Raw genomic sequence first — 17,106 nt, 5'->3', positions numbered from 1 at the left:
GAAGGTCGGTGCCCTGCCGGTCCCCGCCCGGATGGGCGCGCGCCTGCGGGCCTGCCGGGAGGCGACCCTTACCATGCGGCGGGCGGGCCGCCAGCCACCGCCGGAAAGGTTTTTTCCCCGCACCGGCTCTTCTCGCGCATCGGCCGCTCCGAAACCCGGTTCCCGGTGTTCGGGCCGATGCGGGGCCGGTGCTCCTCGCGGGACAAAAAACCTCCCCGGCGGGGCCCACTGCTTTGCGTGGCCGCCGCGCGGGGCGCTGCGGTTCTGGCCCGCCGCCGCATGGACAGGGATCGCCGTCAGGCCGCGAGAGGCGCGGCCCAAACCGACGGAGACTATCATGACCCTCATGCTTCCTAACGACGACGCCTTCGAGCCGCATCACGCATCCTCTCCAACCGACCGCTTCATCTACGAGATGCAACTCTACGGCCATCGCCCCTTTCAGGATGAGCCGGACCCGCGCCCACTTCCCGAGGAGCCGGTCGTCCAGTCGGCGCTGACCGCGATCTTCGACGCTCTCTACGAGATGCTCGGCGACACGCGGCTGGAACCCGATCTCGAAGACTTGCTCTGGTCGGTTCCCAATCTCTTCCACCGTGCCGGCGAGCGTATCCAGCGCGAGCTTCAGCGCAACGAAGATGCGCAGCGTACCGGCCAACGCGAACAGGATGGATCGGAAGTCAAGAGCGTCGAACTCGAACGCCATATCGCCGAAGGCATCACCCTTCTGGAGCGCCGCAACGCCTTCGAGTTCATGCGCGATGTTGCAGCCGATCTGTTCGAGGCGCAGACCGGATCGACCTGGCGCCCACGCACCGGCTCCAAGGTCAGCCACGCCAACATGACCGCGGCGATGATCGACTCCAGGGATTTTCTCTCCGCCCGCCGGCGCACCGAGACCGCTGTGCTGATCCCGACCGGCACTAAGATCGCTGTTGGCGGCGGCATGGATTACAACGACCATGAGCGGATATGGGCCGCACTCGACAAGGCCCATGCCAAGTATCCCGATCTGGTCTTGATGCATGGCGGTTCGCCGAAAGGAGCCGAGCGCATCGCCGCTTGCTGGGCCGAGGCCCGCAAGGTGACGCAGATCGCCTTCAAGCCTGACTGGACGAAACACGCCAAGGCGGCCCCGTTCCGCCGCAACGATGCCATGCTCTCGGTCATGCCGGCGGGTGTGATCGTCTTTCCCGGTTCCGGGATTACCGACAATCTTGCCGACAAGGCCCGCGGGTTCGGCATCCCGGTCTGGCGTTTCGGCGGAGACAGTGCGTAAACGGTCCCTTCGGAGGCCGCGCGGCCCATTCGCAGCCGGCCTCTGAAATATTCCCGGGCCATCGTGTGGCCCGGTGCTGTCGGCTTATCGCGCGCAAGGAAGGTCGACGTTGCCCCTGAAGGTACCAAGTATGGTTGATGTAGCATCTGCGGATGCTATAGTTCGATCAGGATATCGTATGACTGACGAGGGGTGCCATGCCGAACTCTGTTTCATCGTTTGAACAGCGACGCTCATCTCTTCGTCAAGCGGAGATATTCGTCATGTTTCCATTCCGCACAGCCGTCGTGCTCGGCGCTCTTGGGTTTGTGAATTTCGCGCTTGTGTTCAGGCAACAGGAGAGCCCATCGTGGCTGGCGACTGCAGCAACGGTCGGCATGTGGGTCCTTGTATTGGCGAGTATTCTTCGCTCAGTGATCGCACTGACGACCTCGCCGGACGGTCGCTATAACCGTGGTGCGAGCATAGCTGCGGCGTTGATCGGCAAGTTCATATCGGCTCTGCTCGAACTCAAGCGCAGGTATCTTGAGACTCGGTTCGAGAATCCGGCATCATCAATACGCTTCCGTTTTCCGTGGCAGATGAGGCATAGCGCTGTCTCGCCGTCGCTGCGGTGTATCGAGGTGCTGCTACTGTTGGTGGGAGCAATGCCTTCCGCGCTGATCCTTCTCGCCTTCGGATTGATTGTCGGCAATGCCGATCTATGGGGATCGGCACTCGGACAGCCTGCTTTTGCGATTACTATCGCTGTCGCTCTCGGATGGATGACCGTTATTCTGAGCGCTATCGCGGTCTTGCTTGTTTTGATCGACGCAATGTTTCTGCTCTTTGCCGAGGGCATCAAGGCGGATTTCGCGAACAGAGCGCACAGAATAGGGAGCTGGTTAACAACGCTCCGTTGACTTCAGTCGACCAGTCTTCAACGCGCAATCTGCCTACACAACTGAACTTGCCGAGATTGGTGATGACGAGCACCAGGCCTCATAGCTTGGTGTGACGTGCAGGGCATGACAAATTCCAATACAGGTTGGGCACACCTGCATGTGACGTAAAAAGCGGCGAGTATTGATACCAGTTTGATAAGTCGTCTATCTTTTGCGAGCAATAATGGAGATTTCGACATGATCAGTGCCGATTTGGGCAAACAGCTCGAAAGCTATATCCAACACCTTGTCGATACGGGTCGCTATGGCTCCAAGAGCGAAGTGTTACGCGAGGGCGTGCGGCTTGTGCAGGACAGAGAAACGAAACTGGCCGCACTCGATGCGTCGATTATGCGCGGGCTGGCCGATGCTGACGCTGGCCGCACGAAGCCAGCCAGTGAGGTGTTTGACCGCCTGGAGGCCAAATATCGTGCGATGGCTGCACAGGATGAACAGTCCACATGATCGTTGAATTTTCCGGCGAAACGAAATGCGATTTTGAACAAATCGCGGATTGCATCGCTAAAGAGAATCCACACCGGATGCCGACAGGGTGCCTGCACAATAATAAAACTCAAGCCTTGCATTTCTGACGATTTGTGTACACATTTTCCATTCAAACGGAGCTTCGCTATGCCTCAATCCCGGCAACAGACATCTTCCCCCCGCCGTGTCGGTGTACGCGAATTTCGCGGCAACCTGACGTCCTTCCTGAAACAGGTCGAGGATGGTCAGCGGTTTGTTCTCACCTCCCATCATAAGGTCGTCGCGGAAATAGGGCCGCCATCAAAGGATATTGTCGTTCGCAAGCCCGGCGCGTTGCGCGGGAAGATTAAAGTTGCCGAAGACTTCGACACCCTGCCAGCGGATGTTCTGGCCTCAATGGAAGACGAGGCGTGAGGCTACTTCTCGATACGCATGCCTTGTTGTGGTGGCTGAACGACGATGAGAAGCTGGGGAACCATGCGCGTAGCCTTATCGGCGATCCTGAGAACGACGTCCTCGTCAGCTCTGTCTCCCTTTGGGAAATCACCGTGAAGCTGCGGATCGGCAAGCTCGATGCCGATATAGAAGAGATTCTTGCGATCTTGCCGATTCAGGGTTTCTATCGGTTGGATATCACAGACGCACATCTTATCGCTCTTGCTGCTCTCCCGCTTCATCACCGTGATCCCTTCGATCATCTCCTCATGGCCCAGGCCGTGGCAGAGGAGGCGCATTTCGTTTCGCAGGATCAGAATGTTCCGCTTTACGGCATTCCGTTAGTGACTTGCTCGGATCCTGTCGCTTTGTGATCTCCGACGGGCCTGGGCACCGTCGATGAAGCCGCTCCAGTTCGCTCGGTACTGCTGGCTTGCCGGTAGGCAGCGTGCCAGAGGGTTCACTGTCCGGATGAACGAGCGATAACCGGGCAAGCTGGCAAAGATCGCGCATCGGATATCGGGCGCGCGCAGCGCCACCAGATGTTGCCGCACGGTCGGCAAGGGGCAAGACGGTCGCGGTGCCGATCGTTCCGCCCCCGAAGGCATGGCGAGGTGGGAGCCTCATCGCATGTCTTTTGAATCGGGAGCAGTCGCCAGGAGGTGGCGTTGAAGCGGATAGTGGCGAAGGCGCGCACGCGAGGGGTGCGGCGGTATCGCACAGCGCCGGACCGGGCAGCCATGATGGTTTCTTGCCCTTCGATTGCCCCGAACCATTCCCGTTGTATGTCGCTCGTATAGACGGCCGCCTGCTTTTGCGGCCAACCCCTGAAGGGGTAAGACTCGCCCGAAATTTTTGCAAAATTCTATTTCGGTTTCTTGTCTTGGCAGAAAATACAATTTTGCAAAATTTTCTGGCGAGCTGACCGCAGCAGGCGGCCGTCTCTTCGTGCGCCATCGGGAATGGTCCCGAGCAACCGAAGGAGACAATACCATGGCCACCACGATCGCAACCCTGACACAGAAGACCGACGGCAGCCTCGAAGGCGTTTTCGCCACTATCCGGGTCAACGCACCGATCGCCATCGTCCCGAACGCCCAGAAGGCAAGCGAGGAAGCGCCCGACTTCCGCGTCATCCACCGCCGGACCGGCTTCGAGATCGGCGCAGGCTGGAACCGCATCGCCCGCCAGACCGGTGAGGAATACCTCTCGGTGAAGCTGGAGGCGCCCGAGATCGGGGTGATCTTCGGCAATCTCGCACAGGCCCCCGGTGGCGATCCGGCGAAGAAGGTGATCCTCTGGAACAACCCGAACTGAGCGGCAAGTAGCCGGCCCCGAGCGATCGGGGCCGGCTTCGGCATTTTGGCGCTGACCGATCCCCGTGGTCATTGGAGCGGAAGCGGGCATCGAGCCCGCTTCCGCTCCTCTTCGGTGCCAAACGAAACCAAACTCTGTCTGCTCAGTCCGTCCGAGGGTGCCATGGCGGGCCGAATGCCTCAAGGACGAGCGGTTCCCCCAATTTTCAGCCACAGCCCCTGCGGGACCGCGTCAGAAAATCGGCTCCCCCACTCGCCGCCTCCGGCGGTCGCGTTCCGCGCTCCTTGACCCCTCCGGCCCGCCATGACCGCGAGCGGCGTCTTTCACAAACATCAAGGAGATGACTAATGTCGATCGATCAGCACATCGAGGAACTGCGCGCCGAACTGCGGAACGCCGTCCATCGCAACGAGCGCCGCTGGATCGAGAAGGAACTGGCAAAGGCACTGGCCGAGCGCGAGATGCTCTGGGCCGCGCAGGCAGCCTTCCTCAAGAACGAGCCGCCCTTCTAGGGCGGCATCACGCTTCTGGCGCGCTCGGCGGCTTAGCCGTTGAGCGCGTCCTTCACGGCCTTTGCCGGCGTGAAGGTTAGCTTCTTCGACGCTGCGATCTTGATCGTCGCTCCCGTCGCCGGATTGCGGCCTTCGCGCGCCGGCGTCTCTTTCACCTTGAATTTGCCGAAACCCGGCACGTTCGTCTCCGCGCCGCTCTTTGCCGCTTCGCCGATCTGCCGGAACACGCTGTCGACGATAGCTTTCGCCTGTGCTTTGGTCAGGTTCTGTTCGCCAGCGATCTTGTCCGCGATCTCGGTTGCTGTCGTCATGGAAGAAATCTCCTTGCCAGGTTGATGATCCCTTCCTGTATCGCAATCGGCCAGCGGCGATGGTAGGACAAAGAATACGGTACCGCCCTGAATCCACTGGAAATCGACGTTTTCGTCGTGTCACCTGCCTTCAGGTCGTACCATCATCGCGATATCCCCTTCGGCGTTTTGCCTTTTGAAGCCGCATCGCGGCAGTTGCGGCATCGTAGTCGCTGTCGAAGGTTTCGATCTTCGACTGGCCGCTCGTGCCGATCCGGCCCCAATTGCGGATGACCGATGCGCCGCCGAAGAGCGTCGGCTGGATCGCGAGCACATAGAAACGCCGCATGTTCTGTGACGGATCGATGCGGCGAAGATGAACTGTTCCTGTATCCTCATTTTCCATGACCGGAGTCTCGCTTCCTTTGGGAGACCCGTCCAACGACTTCTTTGAATCGATCCGCCCCGACCGATTCATTGCGGTGATGATTGGTGGGTTCGAACCGGTACCTTCGGTCAAGAAGGGTTGGGCGAGACCCCTTGCGGGGCGCGGCTCTACTCACGCCCGAAGGGGCGCTCCCGGAGCCCGCACGCGGTCTCCGCGCATCCGCGTAACGATCCTCTCGCGATGTGGCACGACCAGTAGGCAACTGGACCGTTTGCAGCTCCGTCGCCCCCCAAAAAAAAAGAAAAAGGGCGGCGCCAGAAAATCGGCTCCGCGCTCGCCGCCGGTCAATTAGTGGTCCCTGCCCCCTCTGGGCCAAAATATGATTGCTCTCTGTCTCTCGTCATGCGGACAAAACGTGTCGGGTACGCACCAATCCTTGTGCTGCGTTTATGTCGAAGTTAGACTCGCGCAAACAAGCAAGTAAATCTTACCGTCACGTTCCGCCGGGCGCTTGCCGGGCAGCTTGCAACAGGAGGCGCATCGATGACCGCTGAACCTTGCTCATCCCACCCAGTTGCTGAAGAAACTCACCCAAGTCCCCTTGGGCGTATCGTACGGTTCACGGTGAGGCTGCCCTTTGTCACTTTTGGCGTCATCGTTCGAGGGCTGCTCTACAGCGCATGGTATTTGGCCTTTTATGTGCTCTGTATGTTTCGCCCCTTCACTGGAATGATGGTGCTGGCAGCGATCGTCATGCTGCCAATGTCGATCGTCGTCTTCGCGCATCCCGAGGCTGCCCGTGGAATGCCGTTCTGGGCATTTGGCCTGATGGGGCTTGGCTTTGTCGCGTTTGCGCTCGGTTACACGCTCTTTGTCGACTGGATCACCCCGCCTGGGGCCGAGGATCCCTTCGAACGCTATCGCCGGCGCCCGAGGTGACCGTCTTGTGGATCACTTTTTCGGCGAGGATAAAATACCAGTGATTGTCGCTACGACGATAAGCGCACCGGCTTGAATCAGCACCCAAAAATCCGGCCCGTAGATCATGCACCAAAGGGCGGTAATCAAGCAAACCAGCACGCTGAAGACCAGGCATTTCACCTGCCAGCGAAGATGCTTTCCCCGCTGCGACAGGAGCAGATAAAGCGTGATCGCAATTGCCAGCAGACCGGCAAAGGTAAAGACGAGTTCCATCAAAATCCTTTCTTGTTCAAATTCTTTAAAGGCAAGCCTCACCGTTGGTATGGCATGCCACCATCGACCGCGCGGCCAAGCAGTATCGCCCTGGAATATGTCTTCCTCAGTTCCTTCGAATGGCTGAACTCACGGAAATAAGACAGTCTGTCCCGAAACTCTCCGAGCGTCCACCGCCGAGCAGGTCTGGGCATTTACGGGCCCAGTTTGACGAAACGATTTACTCTTGCCGCTGCATCCATATCCTTGCGCCGGAAGTAAATCGCGCGCCCACAGCGGATCGGGCTGTGCCCTTGCACGATGATGATCTGCTCGTCCTTGCGCATGGACTGCGTGATCTCATGCGGCATGATCAACGGCCGCCTTTGGAAATTGACGTTCTCCGATTTGCGCGACGCGCTGTTTTTCGTATCCCAGCCGATATTGCGCGAGCTTCCCTTTACCTCAACCGTCATCTCGCCGCATTGCGCCGAGACGTTGCGCGCCGTGTCGAGCGCCTTGATCGCCGCATAGGAGGCGAAAGCGCAGCCATCGATCCACGACGTCGCGCCATCCTTCCCGAAATGCCGCTCAAGCTGGCCGACGGACTGGTACATCAGCATCATCGAGATTCCATACTTTCGGCCGCGATCGCGCGCCTCTTCCAAGACGCGCATGTAACCGAGCAGGTCCACCTCATCGAGCATGAACAGCGCCCGCCGCTTGAAGGCTCCATCAGCCTGCGTCATCGCATTGATCAGCGTGCCGATGATGACACGACCGATGCCCGGATAGGAGCGAAGGATCGACGCCGGGATATTCAGGAACACGTCCTTCTTCCCGGCAACGATATCGCTCGATTTGAAGGCGTTACCACAGACGAGCGCCGCATAGCTGTCGAGCGACAGCCATTGCGTATCCTTCGACGCGGTCGAATAGACGCCGGAGAAGGTTTGCTCGGTCATGTTGGTGAACACGCCCAAGGTTTCGCGGATGAAGGTCGAGCCGGAGTTCTCCTGAATGTCGCGCAGCATGGCGAGCACCGACGGCTCGGGCTCGGATACGATCTGGCGCAGGCTGCGCAGGTTTCGCCTTCCGGCGTATTCCGGCGACAGCATGACGTGGGCGAGCAATCCCGTCAGCAGATTGTGCGCCTGGCTCTGGAAGTAGGAGCCGGTCGAGCTTTCGAAGCGAACGCTTTCCGACAGCAGCATATGGGCGACGCCGACGATATCCTCTTCCTTTTGTCTGGATGTCTCGATGCCGTCGAGCACGTTGAAGCCCATGATCGGATTCGTCGGGTCGAGTACCATGACCTCACGGCCGAGGGCGTGGGTGCGGTGTTCGACGACCATTGGTGCAACTTCGGTCGACGGATCGAGGCATATCAGCGGCCCGGTATAGCGCAGCGCCGTCGGCACGACATTGCTGGTGGTCTTGTATCCGCCCGATCCGGCGAAGAAGAGCATATGGGTGGAATCGAAATCTTGATTGTAGGTGAGGAGCGCGGCTTTGCCGCCTTGTCCCCATGTTGAGCGATCGTTCGGATCGAAAGGCAGCTCATGGACGATTTCCTTGTCGACACGGTAGCGCTCGCCGACGACGATCTCACCGTCCGACGGAAAAAGTTTTCCGGCGGCCGACATCGAAAGCCAGTCCGCATCGCCGAAGGTCGCTCGCCGCGCGCGCTTGACCTGTTCGGGAACGACGGTGGAGATGCGGGCCGAGGCCGCAACCGCCATGAAGCCGCAAAGGGCTCCCACCACGGCAACCATGTCGAGATAGGAAAGCGCATGGTCCCATCTGACGAGACCGCGCTCGACGGACGGCGCAAGACGCCCGTATTCCCGCAAGGCATAGAAGCCGACGACGCCGAGAAAGCACAGGAGGCTCACCATGGCGATCGGTCGCCGGCGGTGCATGGGCGAGGCCCATACCGTCAACAGGCCGGCGAGCGGCCCAAACAGAAGCGCCGACAACGGAGCGGCACGCAGAAACCAATATTCGGTCTTCCCAGACATGCCGGTCGCCAATCCCGCCCACCGCCAGCCAACGATATAGCCGGTAATCGCCGTGACGACGATCGGCACGAGCGTGAGCAACAGGCTCGGATGCAGTTTTCCCTTCAACGCCATTCCAGCATCTCCCCGGCGCGCGTGATCTCTCCCTTGAGTGCCGGGGCCGTGAACGCCTCTTCGCCGATATTGCGCAGTCGCCGGTGTTCGGGAGAGCCCGTTGTCACGCGCGCGAGCTCAAGCAGGCCACCGAGCAGGAACGCCCGGTCGGCTTTCGACAGGCCCGCCTTGACGACAATGCCGCCAAGCAGGAATTTTTCGCGGGCCTCCTGTTTGCGGTCAGCCGTCATTTGAAACCGCCTCCGGCGTTCCAGCCCCACTATCTGCCGGTCGACGCGCCGGAGCAGTTGCGCCACCAGAGCCTTTCTTTTCCGCTTTCCGAAATCGCGCGGCGATCTCCTCAAAAATGCGATCGACCTCCTCGTCGGTAATCTCCATCTCCGCCAGCCCCGACTTCGTGGCGGCCCTGGCGAAGCGCTCAGCGGATTTAACTATCAGAGAACGCCTGCGCTCACGCAGCTTCTCGATCTGGGAATCAATATCCAGAATGGATGTTTTTGCGGCCATCTACCTATCCCTTTCCGTCGCGACAATCTTTCGATTTATCGATTATACTAACTAGAATACGATAGTAAAATAAGCTACCTTGCGCAAGTCCCCAAAACGTCGATGCCGGAATTCCGGCCTGGGCCGTCTTCCGGAAAAGCGGCATCGGACCTGCGGTCCGATCGGTTTGAGGGCGCAATATACGTCGCTCGCGCGACGTGCTTGGAAGGTCTGGAGACGACGATGGCGATCATGTTCGTCAGAGCGCAGGTGATCGGAAGGGGAGCGGGACGCAGCATCGTCTCGGCCGCCGCCTATCGTCATCGTGCCCGGATGATGGACGAACAGGTCGGCACGTCGTTCAGCTACAGGGGCGGGGCAGCCGAACTGGTGCATGAAGAGCTGGCGCTGCCGGACCAGATCCCGACCTGGCTGAAGAACGCGATCGACGGGAAATCCGTGGCTGGCGCCAGCGAGGCGCTGTGGAATGCCGTCGATGCCTTCGAAACGCGAGCCGACGCACAGCTTGCCCGGGAACTCATCATTGCCTTGCCGGAGGAACTGACGCGGGCCGAGAACATCGGCCTGGTCCGCGAGTTCGTGGCGGACAATTTTACATCGAAAGGCATGGTCGCCGATTGGGTGTTCCACGACAAGGATGGCAACCCGCATATCCATCTGATGACGGCATTGAGACCCTTGACGGAAGAGGGATTCGGGCCGAAGAAGGTGCCGATCCTCGGCGAGGATGGCGAGCCTCTGCGGGTCGTCACGCCCTACCGCCCGAACGGCAAGATCGTCTACAAGCTCTGGGCCGGCGATAAGGAAACCATGAAGGCATGGAAGATTGCCTGGGCGGACACGGCCAACCGACATCTGGCGTTTGCCGGCCACGAGATCCGTCTCGACGGGCGTTCTTATGCCGAGCAGGGCCTCGACGGCATCGCGCAAAAGCATCTCGGACCGGAAAAGGCAGCGCTCGCCCGCAAGGGGATCGAGATGTATTTCGCGCCCGGCGATCTTGCGCGCCGGCAGGAGATGGCCGACCGGCTGCTGGCTGAACCGGAGCTTCTGTTGCAGCAGCTCGCCAACGAGCGCTCTACTTTCGACGAGAAGGATATCGCCAGAGCGCTGCACCGTTATGTCGACGATCCCATCGATTTCGCCAATATCCGGGCGCGGTTGATGGCTTCGAACGATCTCGTGTTGCTGAAGCCGCAGCAGGTCGATGCGGAAACCGGCAAGGCAACGGAACCCGCCGTTTTCACCACGCGTGAGATTCTGCGCATCGAATACGACATGGCGCAGTCCGCGCGCGCTCTTGCCGATCGCAACGGATTCGCCGTCTCCGCCGCACGAGTGGCCGAAGCGATAAGAACCATTGAGACCAAGGATGCTGAACGGCCGTTCCAGCTCGATCCAGAGCAGGTCGATGCTATCAGGCATATCACCGGCGACAATGGCATTGCCGCGGTTGTCGGCCTGGCCGGCGCAGGCAAGTCGACACTGCTTGCCGCAGCGCGCGTCGCCTGGGAAGGCGACGGTCGCTGGGTCGTCGGTGCGGCGCTTGCGGGCAAGGCGGCCGAAGGGCTGGAGGACAGTTCCGGTATCAAGTCCCGAACGCTTGCGGCGCTTGAACTGGCATGGGCCAGCGGCCGGGACCTGCTCGAACGCGGCAACGTGCTTGTGATCGACGAAGCCGGAATGATCTCTTCGCAACAGATGGGGCGGGTGCTGAAGGTTGCCGAAGATGCTGGCGCCAAGGTCGTTCTGGTCGGCGACGCCATGCAGTTGCAGCCGATCCAGGCGGGAGCGGCGTTTCGGGCGATCAGTGACCGCATCGGTTTTGCCGAACTCGCCGGTGTGCGCCGCCAGCGGCAGGAGTGGGCGCGCGAGGCCTCCCGTCTCTTCGCGCGCGGCAATGTCAGGGATGGTCTCGACGCCTATGCGCAGCAGGGCCGCATTGCGGAGACCGAGACCCGCACAGAAATCGTCGAACGCATTGTCGCGGACTGGACCGATGCTCGCCGCGAGCTTCTTCAGAAGACCACAGAGGGAGGAGACGCACCGCAGCTTCGTGGTGACGAACTGCTGGTTCTGGCGCACACCAATGATGACGTGAAGCATCTCAATGAATCCCTACGCAAGGTGATGATGGAGGAGGGGGCGCTGACCGGCGCCCGCGAATTCCAGACGGCGCGTGGGGTTCGCGAATTTGCCGCCGGCGATCGGATCATCTTCTTAGAAAACGCCCGTTTCCTCGAGCCGCGTGCGCGCCATCTCGGTCCGGAATATGTCAAGAACGGCATGCTCGGCACGGTCGTTTCGACTGGCGACAAACGTGGCGGGGCATTGCTAAGCGTTCGTCTCGACAATGGCCGTGATGTGGTGATCAGCGAGGACAGCTATCGCAATATCGATCACGGCTATGCCGCGACCATTCACAAATCCCAGGGCGCGACCGTCGATCGGACCTTCGTGCTTGCTACTGGCATGATGGACCAGCATCTGACCTATGTGTCGATGACGCGTCACCGGGACCGCGCCGATCTCTATGCGGCGCGCGAGGATTTTGAACCGAGGCTGGAATGGGGACGAAAGCCGCGTGCCGATCATGCCGCCGGCGTCACCGGCGAACTGGTCGAAACCGGCCAGGCGAAGTTCCGACCGCAGGACGAGGATGCCAAGGAAAGCCCTTATGCCGATGTGAAAACCGACGACGGTGTTGTCCATCGCCTCTGGGGTGTCAGCCTGCCGAAGGCGCTGGAGGAGGGCGGTGTCGCTGAAGGCGATACCGTCACGCTGCGCAAGGATGGCGTCGAAAAGGTCAAGGTAGAGGTCACCGTCATCGATGAGCAGACTGGAAAGACGCGAACCGAGGAGCGGGAGGTCGAGCGAAACATCTGGACCGCGGAACTGAAGGAAACCGCCGAAGCCCGCGAGCAGCGCATCGAGCGGGAGAGCCACCGGCCGGAACTGTTCAATCAGCTTGTCGACCGTCTCGGCCGGTCCGGCGCCAAGACCACAACGCTCGATTTCGAAAGCGAGGAAGGTTATCGCGCGTATGCTGAGGATTTCGCACGGCGGCGCAGCATCGATACGCTCGCCGGGATCGCGGCCGGGATGGAGGAGGGCGTTTCGGGGCGGCTGGCGTGGATTGCGGAAAAGCGGGCGCGGGTGGTGAAGCTTTGGGAGCGGGCGAGCGTGGCGCTCGGTTTCGTGATCGAGCGGGAGCGGCGTCTCTCGTGCAGTGAGGACCGCACCGAAACCCTGGCAGCGGAGATTCGGGTAATCGGCAAATATCTGATCCCACCCACTACCAGGTTTGCCCTCAGCGTCGATGAGGATGCGCGACGAGCGCAACTCGCTTCGCAGCGATGGAGGGAGCGGGATGCGATCCTGCGACCAGTGCTCGAAAAGATCTACCGCGATCCCGAAGAGGCACTTCTCCGTCTGAACGCGCTGGCATCGAACGGAAAGACCGAGCCGCGCGCGCTTGCTGACAATCTCGCTGCAGCACCTGATAGGCTTGGCCGCATTCGCGGCTCCGATCTTATGGTCGATGGCCGCGCCGCCCGCGACGAGCGCAATGCCGCCACGGCTGCACTTTTGGAATTGGTGCCGTTGGCTCGGGCCCATGCGACGGAATTCCGTAGGCAGGCCGAGCGCTTCGGTATTCGCGAGGAGCAGCGGCGCGCGCATATGTCCCTGTCGATCCCGATGCTGTCGAAGCCGGCAATGGCGCGCCTCGTTGAAATCGAGAAGATCAGAGAACGGGGCGGAGGCGATGCCTACAAGACTGCTTTCGCCTACGCCGTCGAAGACCACCAACTGGTCCAGGAGATCAAGGCCGTCAACGAGGCCCTGACCGCACGCTTCGGCTGGAGCGCCTTCACCACGAAGGCCGATGCGGTTGCCGAGCGCAACATGACCGAGCGCATGCCGGAGGATATCGCACCCGAGCGCCGGGAAAAACTCCTCCGCCTGTTCGCCGTCGTCAGGCGTTTTTCCGAGGAACAGCATTTGGCCGAAAAACAGGACCGTTCGAAGATCGTTGCCGGCGCAAGTGTCGAAGTTGGCAAGGAGACTGTGCCCATGCTGCCGATGCTCGCCGCCGTAACCGAGTTCAAGGCGCCGGTGGAAGACGAAGCGCGCAACCGTGCCGGCGCAGTCGCGCACTATCGTCACCATCGCGCCGCCCTCACCGAGACCGCGGCGCTCATCTGGCGCGACCCCGCGGGTGCAGTGGGAAAGATCGAGGAGCTTGTCGGAAAAGGCTTTGCCGGTGAGCGGATCGCAGCGGCGGTCAGCAATGATCCTTCTGCCTATGGTGCGTTGCGTGGCTCCGACCGCATCATGGACAGGATGCTCGCCGCCGGTCGCGAACGGAAGGAAGCCCTCCAGGCTGTGCCGGAAGCGGCAAGCCGCGTGCGTTCGCTCGGTACGTCGTGGGCCGCTGCCTTGGATACGGAGACTCGAGCCGTCATCGAGGAGCGCCGGCGCATGGCGGTCGCCATTCCCGGTCTGTCGCAAGCGGCCGAGGACGCGCTCCGGACATTGGTGGCGGATGCAAGAAAGCAAAAGAAGGACAAGGACAAGAACGCCAGGCGCGATATCGCCGCGGGTTCGCTCGACCCGCGCATCATCAGGGAGTTCGCCGCTGTCAGCCGGGCGCTCGACGAGCGTTTCGGCAGGAACGCCATCCTGCGTGGCGAGAAGGATGCCGCCAATCGTGTTCCACCCGCACAACGCCGTGCCTTCGACGCGATGCGGGAGCGCCTGCAGGTTCTGCAGCAGGCGGTACGAACAGAAAGCAGCCAGGAGATTATTGCTGAACGCCAGCGGCGGGCTATCGATCGCGCGCGTGGCGTCACCCGATAGGCATTTTGGAGAACGAAAGGAAGTCCAACATGGCAGACCAGGAAACCTCTTACGACGCGATCATCCGTGCGGAAATTGCGATCGAGATCCTCAACCAGTCGCGCGCCATCGTCACCGCCCGCGTCTATCAGCTTGAGGACACGGATCCCGCTGCGGCCGAGACGCTGCGCCGGCGCCGGCGCGATCTCATCGAATTGCAACAGAGTATCCGCGTCGCGGACCCCGCCACGGTTGAGGACCTCATCACCGTGTGGGGACCGCGCGTGCAGGACGAGACCCGCTTCTGGGCGGAGTTCTGATCATGGCGGAGGAGGTTTCCGGGCCGCTTTCGCCCGAGAGGAATGAAAGCATTTTCCGCAACGACATTGTTCCGGATTGTCTGCCGGATGCGATGCGCGCAGTTGGCCGGCCACGGCTTATCCTGCTCGGCGGTCAGCCGGGCGCGGGCAAGACGGCGGTTCTGATCGCGAGCCATGCCGAGTTCGAACAATCCGGGTCGACCGTCCGCATTGTCGGTGATGATCTCAGATCCTATCATCCGCAATTCCTCGCCTTTCAGCGTCAGGACCCGGAAACCGCCTCGCAGTTCACGCAAGCGGATGCCGGCCGCTGGTCGGAAAAGCTGCTGATCGCCGCGGCCGAGCGTCAGGTCAACATCGTCTTCGAGACAACGATGCGTACCCCGGAAAATGTCGCCCGTGTGATCGGGATGGCGCGTAGGGCCGGATACGAGGTCGAGGCCCGCGCCGTCGCTGTCAATCCGCGCCTGAGCTGGCAGGGCAACCACTATCGCTTCGAGGAGATGCTGCGGCTTGGCGATGCCGCGCGCATTCCGCCAGAGCATATCCACGATGCCGCGGTCGATGGCTTGCGGGTCAGCCTGGAAAAGGTCGAGGCCGAACGGCTGGCGGACCGGGTACAATTGCGCACACGTGGCGGCACGGTGCTCTATGACAATGAGACCCGCAATGGCGAGTGGCAAGAACCTCCCCGCGCGCGGCAGGCGCTGGAGGCGGAGCACACCCGGCCGATGACCCGTGGCGAGCTGCAGCGCTTTGCCGACGACTGGAGCTATGTTCTCAGCCGGATGGAAGAACGCAACGCTCCGGATGAACGCATTGGCGCAGTGAGGAGGCGCGCCGCCGAGGATGTAAGCTTCCTGCTCGCCCAACGGCGTGAAGCCGATGGTGAGGAGCATTCGCGCCGAGGGAGGGCGATTTTCCAGCGACAGGCCGATACGCTTAACCTGTTCGTCGAACTCTACGACAATACCATCCGCGATGCAGAGCGCCGGCCGGTCGGCAATATCGAGGCCCACGCCTTCGGCCGCCTGACCCAGACCTATATGGCTCTCAAGCTGATCGAGGCGGCTCGGGATCTCGGCCTCTTGCCGGAAGACGGCAAGATCGTTGGGACGCGCGCCATGGTTCAGGACAAGCGTGGATCGCAAGAGTTCCCGTCGGCGCACCGCTTGCCGGCGGATCTCGCCGTAGAAACGCCGGACGGATCGCGCCGGCGGCTCACGGACTATCTTGAAGTCGCACTGAACCGTGTTGTGGTCGATCGTGACGTATTCAGCCGGACCGACCGATTGTCACGCATGGCCAATGTCGTGGACTCGTGGCTCGAAGCCGGTGGGATGAGAAAAACCCTTGCACGTGCCGCCAACGCCGTCGCCACGGGTAGTCAGTCGGCCGATAGTGCGATGGCTGAGATGGTCGAGCCGGGTTATGCCGCGGCGATCGTGCATGCGCGTCATCGCCTGGATCGGAATATGGCAATCGCCGAGCGGGCTGCTATTGCCACTGCGATCGTGGATACGAGCGGAGAGCCGTTTCGCGCAATGCGGGACGATCTTCGACTGCGCACCGCCGATCTCGAAAATCGCGCTCGGGCAAAAGCCATGATGGACGCGGTGCTGGTCGAGACGGCGCGTCATCGGCACCTTGATCCGGAGCATCGCAGAGCAGCCGAAGAGTTCATTCGCGGGATTGGCGACAACGAGCGCAATCTTGGTACGAGACGCTCGCCGGATCGGAGCAAAGGGCCGTCCGATCCACTGGTACCGGCGCGAAACCTGCCTGATCTCACCGAGCCTGAGATCAGCGACCGCCTGTATGGTGCCTCGCGGTTGGCTGGCAAACGCTCCGAGATCGAGAACCTGTCACGGCTGGTATATGGCAACAGTCAAACTGTCTCGGCATCCCTCGACAGCATCACCGATGCGCGCAGTGGTGCAACGGCTGCTGACGATGTTCGTACCGGCCGCCTTGGCGACCTGGCCGGGCAGGGGCGAACATGGTTGCGCGGGCCGAGCCCTGAGCGGCAAACGGCAGAAGCCAATGCGCCGCGGCTTGCGACGGCCCTTGCCGACTATGGCCTGGCGGTGGATTTCGAGCGGTACCAGATCGTCACACAACATCGCGAGGAGCAGGCGAGGCAGCGTGTGGAGATCCCGCGTCCGTCGTCGGGCCTCTCCGAGGTCTTGCGGGCCGACAGCCAGGAGCAGCGTCGCCGATTGGCCAGCGACCCTCCGCTGCGCCGTGAGCTCGAATCTTTGACGCTAGCAATCACTAAACGGCTCTCACCTGTGGAAAAGATCGACCTGAAGGATGGCAACACAGCCAGATTGGCTTCGTTCCTAGGGATATCGCCGGAGCAGGCAACAGCGTTGCGTGGTGTCTACGAGCGCGCGAGGGTGGTGCAGGAAAGGGCGATGCGGCAAAACCACGACCTTTCCCGCACAAATCAGCTCGATATCCAACGTTAGCGCTTGGGCACTCACCCATAGGCCCTGTTGG

The 17,106-nt window shown here is 61.2% G+C and carries 17 protein-coding genes; 11 read left to right on the top strand and 6 right to left on the bottom strand.

Translation table 11 applies throughout. The features are described from left to right. The first annotated feature begins 337 nt into the window (after positions 1-337). The 7 genes from O9X91_RS22170 (at position 338) to O9X91_RS22140 (ending at position 4,952) form a co-directional block, all read left to right on the top strand. Entirely contained in the window at positions 338-1,279 is a 942-nt protein-coding gene (locus O9X91_RS22170; RefSeq protein WP_142914042.1) for a DUF2493 domain-containing protein, read from the top strand. A gap of 197 nt (positions 1,280-1,476) precedes the next feature. Further along, the gene (locus tag O9X91_RS22165; RefSeq protein ID WP_142914043.1) at positions 1,477-2,181 is read left to right on the top strand and encodes a hypothetical protein; all 705 of its coding nucleotides are present in this window, start codon (positions 1,477-1,479) and stop codon (positions 2,179-2,181) included. 219 nt (positions 2,182-2,400) lie between these two features. Next, entirely contained in the window at positions 2,401-2,667 is a 267-nt protein-coding gene (locus O9X91_RS22160; RefSeq protein WP_142914044.1) for a type II toxin-antitoxin system ParD family antitoxin, read from the top strand. Between the two features lie 168 nt (positions 2,668-2,835). Further along, positions 2,836-3,102, top strand: coding sequence for a type II toxin-antitoxin system Phd/YefM family antitoxin (locus O9X91_RS22155; RefSeq protein ID WP_080855055.1), 267 nt, complete (start codon positions 2,836-2,838; stop codon positions 3,100-3,102). After that, the gene (locus tag O9X91_RS22150) at positions 3,099-3,497 is read left to right on the top strand and encodes a type II toxin-antitoxin system VapC family toxin (protein ID WP_142914045.1); all 399 of its coding nucleotides are present in this window, start codon (positions 3,099-3,101) and stop codon (positions 3,495-3,497) included. Before O9X91_RS22155 ends, O9X91_RS22150 begins: the two co-directional genes overlap by 4 nt. A 619-nt stretch (positions 3,498-4,116) precedes the next feature. Beyond that, a complete protein-coding gene (locus O9X91_RS22145; RefSeq protein WP_080855056.1) occupies positions 4,117-4,440 on the top strand; it encodes a DUF736 domain-containing protein in 324 nt (107 codons plus the stop codon). Positions 4,441-4,787: 347 nt separating this feature from the next. Continuing rightward, entirely contained in the window at positions 4,788-4,952 is a 165-nt protein-coding gene (locus tag O9X91_RS22140; RefSeq protein ID WP_162854308.1) for a hypothetical protein, read from the top strand. A 32-nt stretch (positions 4,953-4,984) separates the two neighbouring features. Here O9X91_RS22140 and O9X91_RS22135 read toward each other — a convergent pair whose 3' ends face one another. Further along, positions 4,985-5,263, bottom strand: coding sequence for an HU family DNA-binding protein (locus O9X91_RS22135; RefSeq protein ID WP_142781645.1), 279 nt, complete (start codon positions 5,261-5,263; stop codon positions 4,985-4,987). Between the two features lie 130 nt (positions 5,264-5,393). Beyond that, the gene (locus tag O9X91_RS22130; RefSeq protein ID WP_142914046.1) at positions 5,394-5,648 is read right to left on the bottom strand and encodes a WGR domain-containing protein; all 255 of its coding nucleotides are present in this window, start codon (positions 5,646-5,648) and stop codon (positions 5,394-5,396) included. A gap of 525 nt (positions 5,649-6,173) precedes the next feature. Here O9X91_RS22130 and O9X91_RS22125 point away from each other — a divergent pair. Beyond that, positions 6,174-6,569, top strand: a complete 396-nt coding sequence (locus O9X91_RS22125; RefSeq protein WP_244614290.1) for a hypothetical protein — start codon at positions 6,174-6,176, stop codon at positions 6,567-6,569. Positions 6,570-6,581: 12 nt separating this feature from the next. Here the strand turns inward: O9X91_RS22125 and O9X91_RS22120 are convergent, their stop codons facing one another. From O9X91_RS22120 to O9X91_RS22105, 4 genes are all read right to left on the bottom strand, one after another. Continuing rightward, positions 6,582-6,824, bottom strand: a complete 243-nt coding sequence (locus tag O9X91_RS22120) for a hypothetical protein (protein WP_142914047.1) — start codon at positions 6,822-6,824, stop codon at positions 6,582-6,584. Positions 6,825-7,018: 194 nt separating this feature from the next. Further along, positions 7,019-8,938 carry a Ti-type conjugative transfer system protein TraG gene (gene traG / locus O9X91_RS22115; RefSeq protein ID WP_142914048.1) on the bottom strand — a complete coding sequence of 640 codons (1,920 nt, stop codon included), beginning with the start codon at positions 8,936-8,938 and terminating at the stop codon, positions 7,019-7,021. Further along, positions 8,929-9,168, bottom strand: coding sequence for a conjugal transfer protein TraD (locus tag O9X91_RS22110; RefSeq protein WP_142914049.1), 240 nt, complete (start codon positions 9,166-9,168; stop codon positions 8,929-8,931). Before O9X91_RS22110 ends, traG begins: the two co-directional genes overlap by 10 nt. Next, complete coding sequence (locus O9X91_RS22105) at positions 9,158-9,445, bottom strand: TraC family protein (protein WP_142914050.1); 288 nt, start codon at positions 9,443-9,445, stop codon at positions 9,158-9,160. Before O9X91_RS22105 ends, O9X91_RS22110 begins: the two co-directional genes overlap by 11 nt. Before the next feature lie 222 nt (positions 9,446-9,667). Here O9X91_RS22105 and traA point away from each other — a divergent pair, with 222 nt between their 5' ends. Genes traA through O9X91_RS22090 form a run of 3 tightly spaced genes read left to right on the top strand, consistent with a single transcriptional unit; the run spans position 9,668 to position 17,075 of the window. After that, positions 9,668-14,305, top strand: a complete 4,638-nt coding sequence (gene traA / locus O9X91_RS22100) for a Ti-type conjugative transfer relaxase TraA (RefSeq protein ID WP_142914051.1) — start codon at positions 9,668-9,670, stop codon at positions 14,303-14,305. A 29-nt stretch (positions 14,306-14,334) separates the two neighbouring features. After that, positions 14,335-14,604, top strand: a complete 270-nt coding sequence (locus O9X91_RS22095; RefSeq protein ID WP_142914052.1) for a hypothetical protein — start codon at positions 14,335-14,337, stop codon at positions 14,602-14,604. 2 nt (positions 14,605-14,606) lie between these two features. Continuing rightward, a complete protein-coding gene (locus O9X91_RS22090; protein ID WP_142914053.1) occupies positions 14,607-17,075 on the top strand; it encodes a zeta toxin family protein in 2,469 nt (822 codons plus the stop codon). Positions 17,076-17,106 lie beyond the last annotated feature (31 nt).

Origin of the sequence: Agrobacterium salinitolerans (assembly GCF_027498475.1) — a bacterium.
Lineage (GTDB): Bacteria > Pseudomonadota > Alphaproteobacteria > Rhizobiales > Rhizobiaceae > Agrobacterium > Agrobacterium salinitolerans.
The sequence above is the reverse complement of the archived record's forward strand: the minus strand, read 5'-3'. Positions and strand labels throughout refer to the sequence as shown.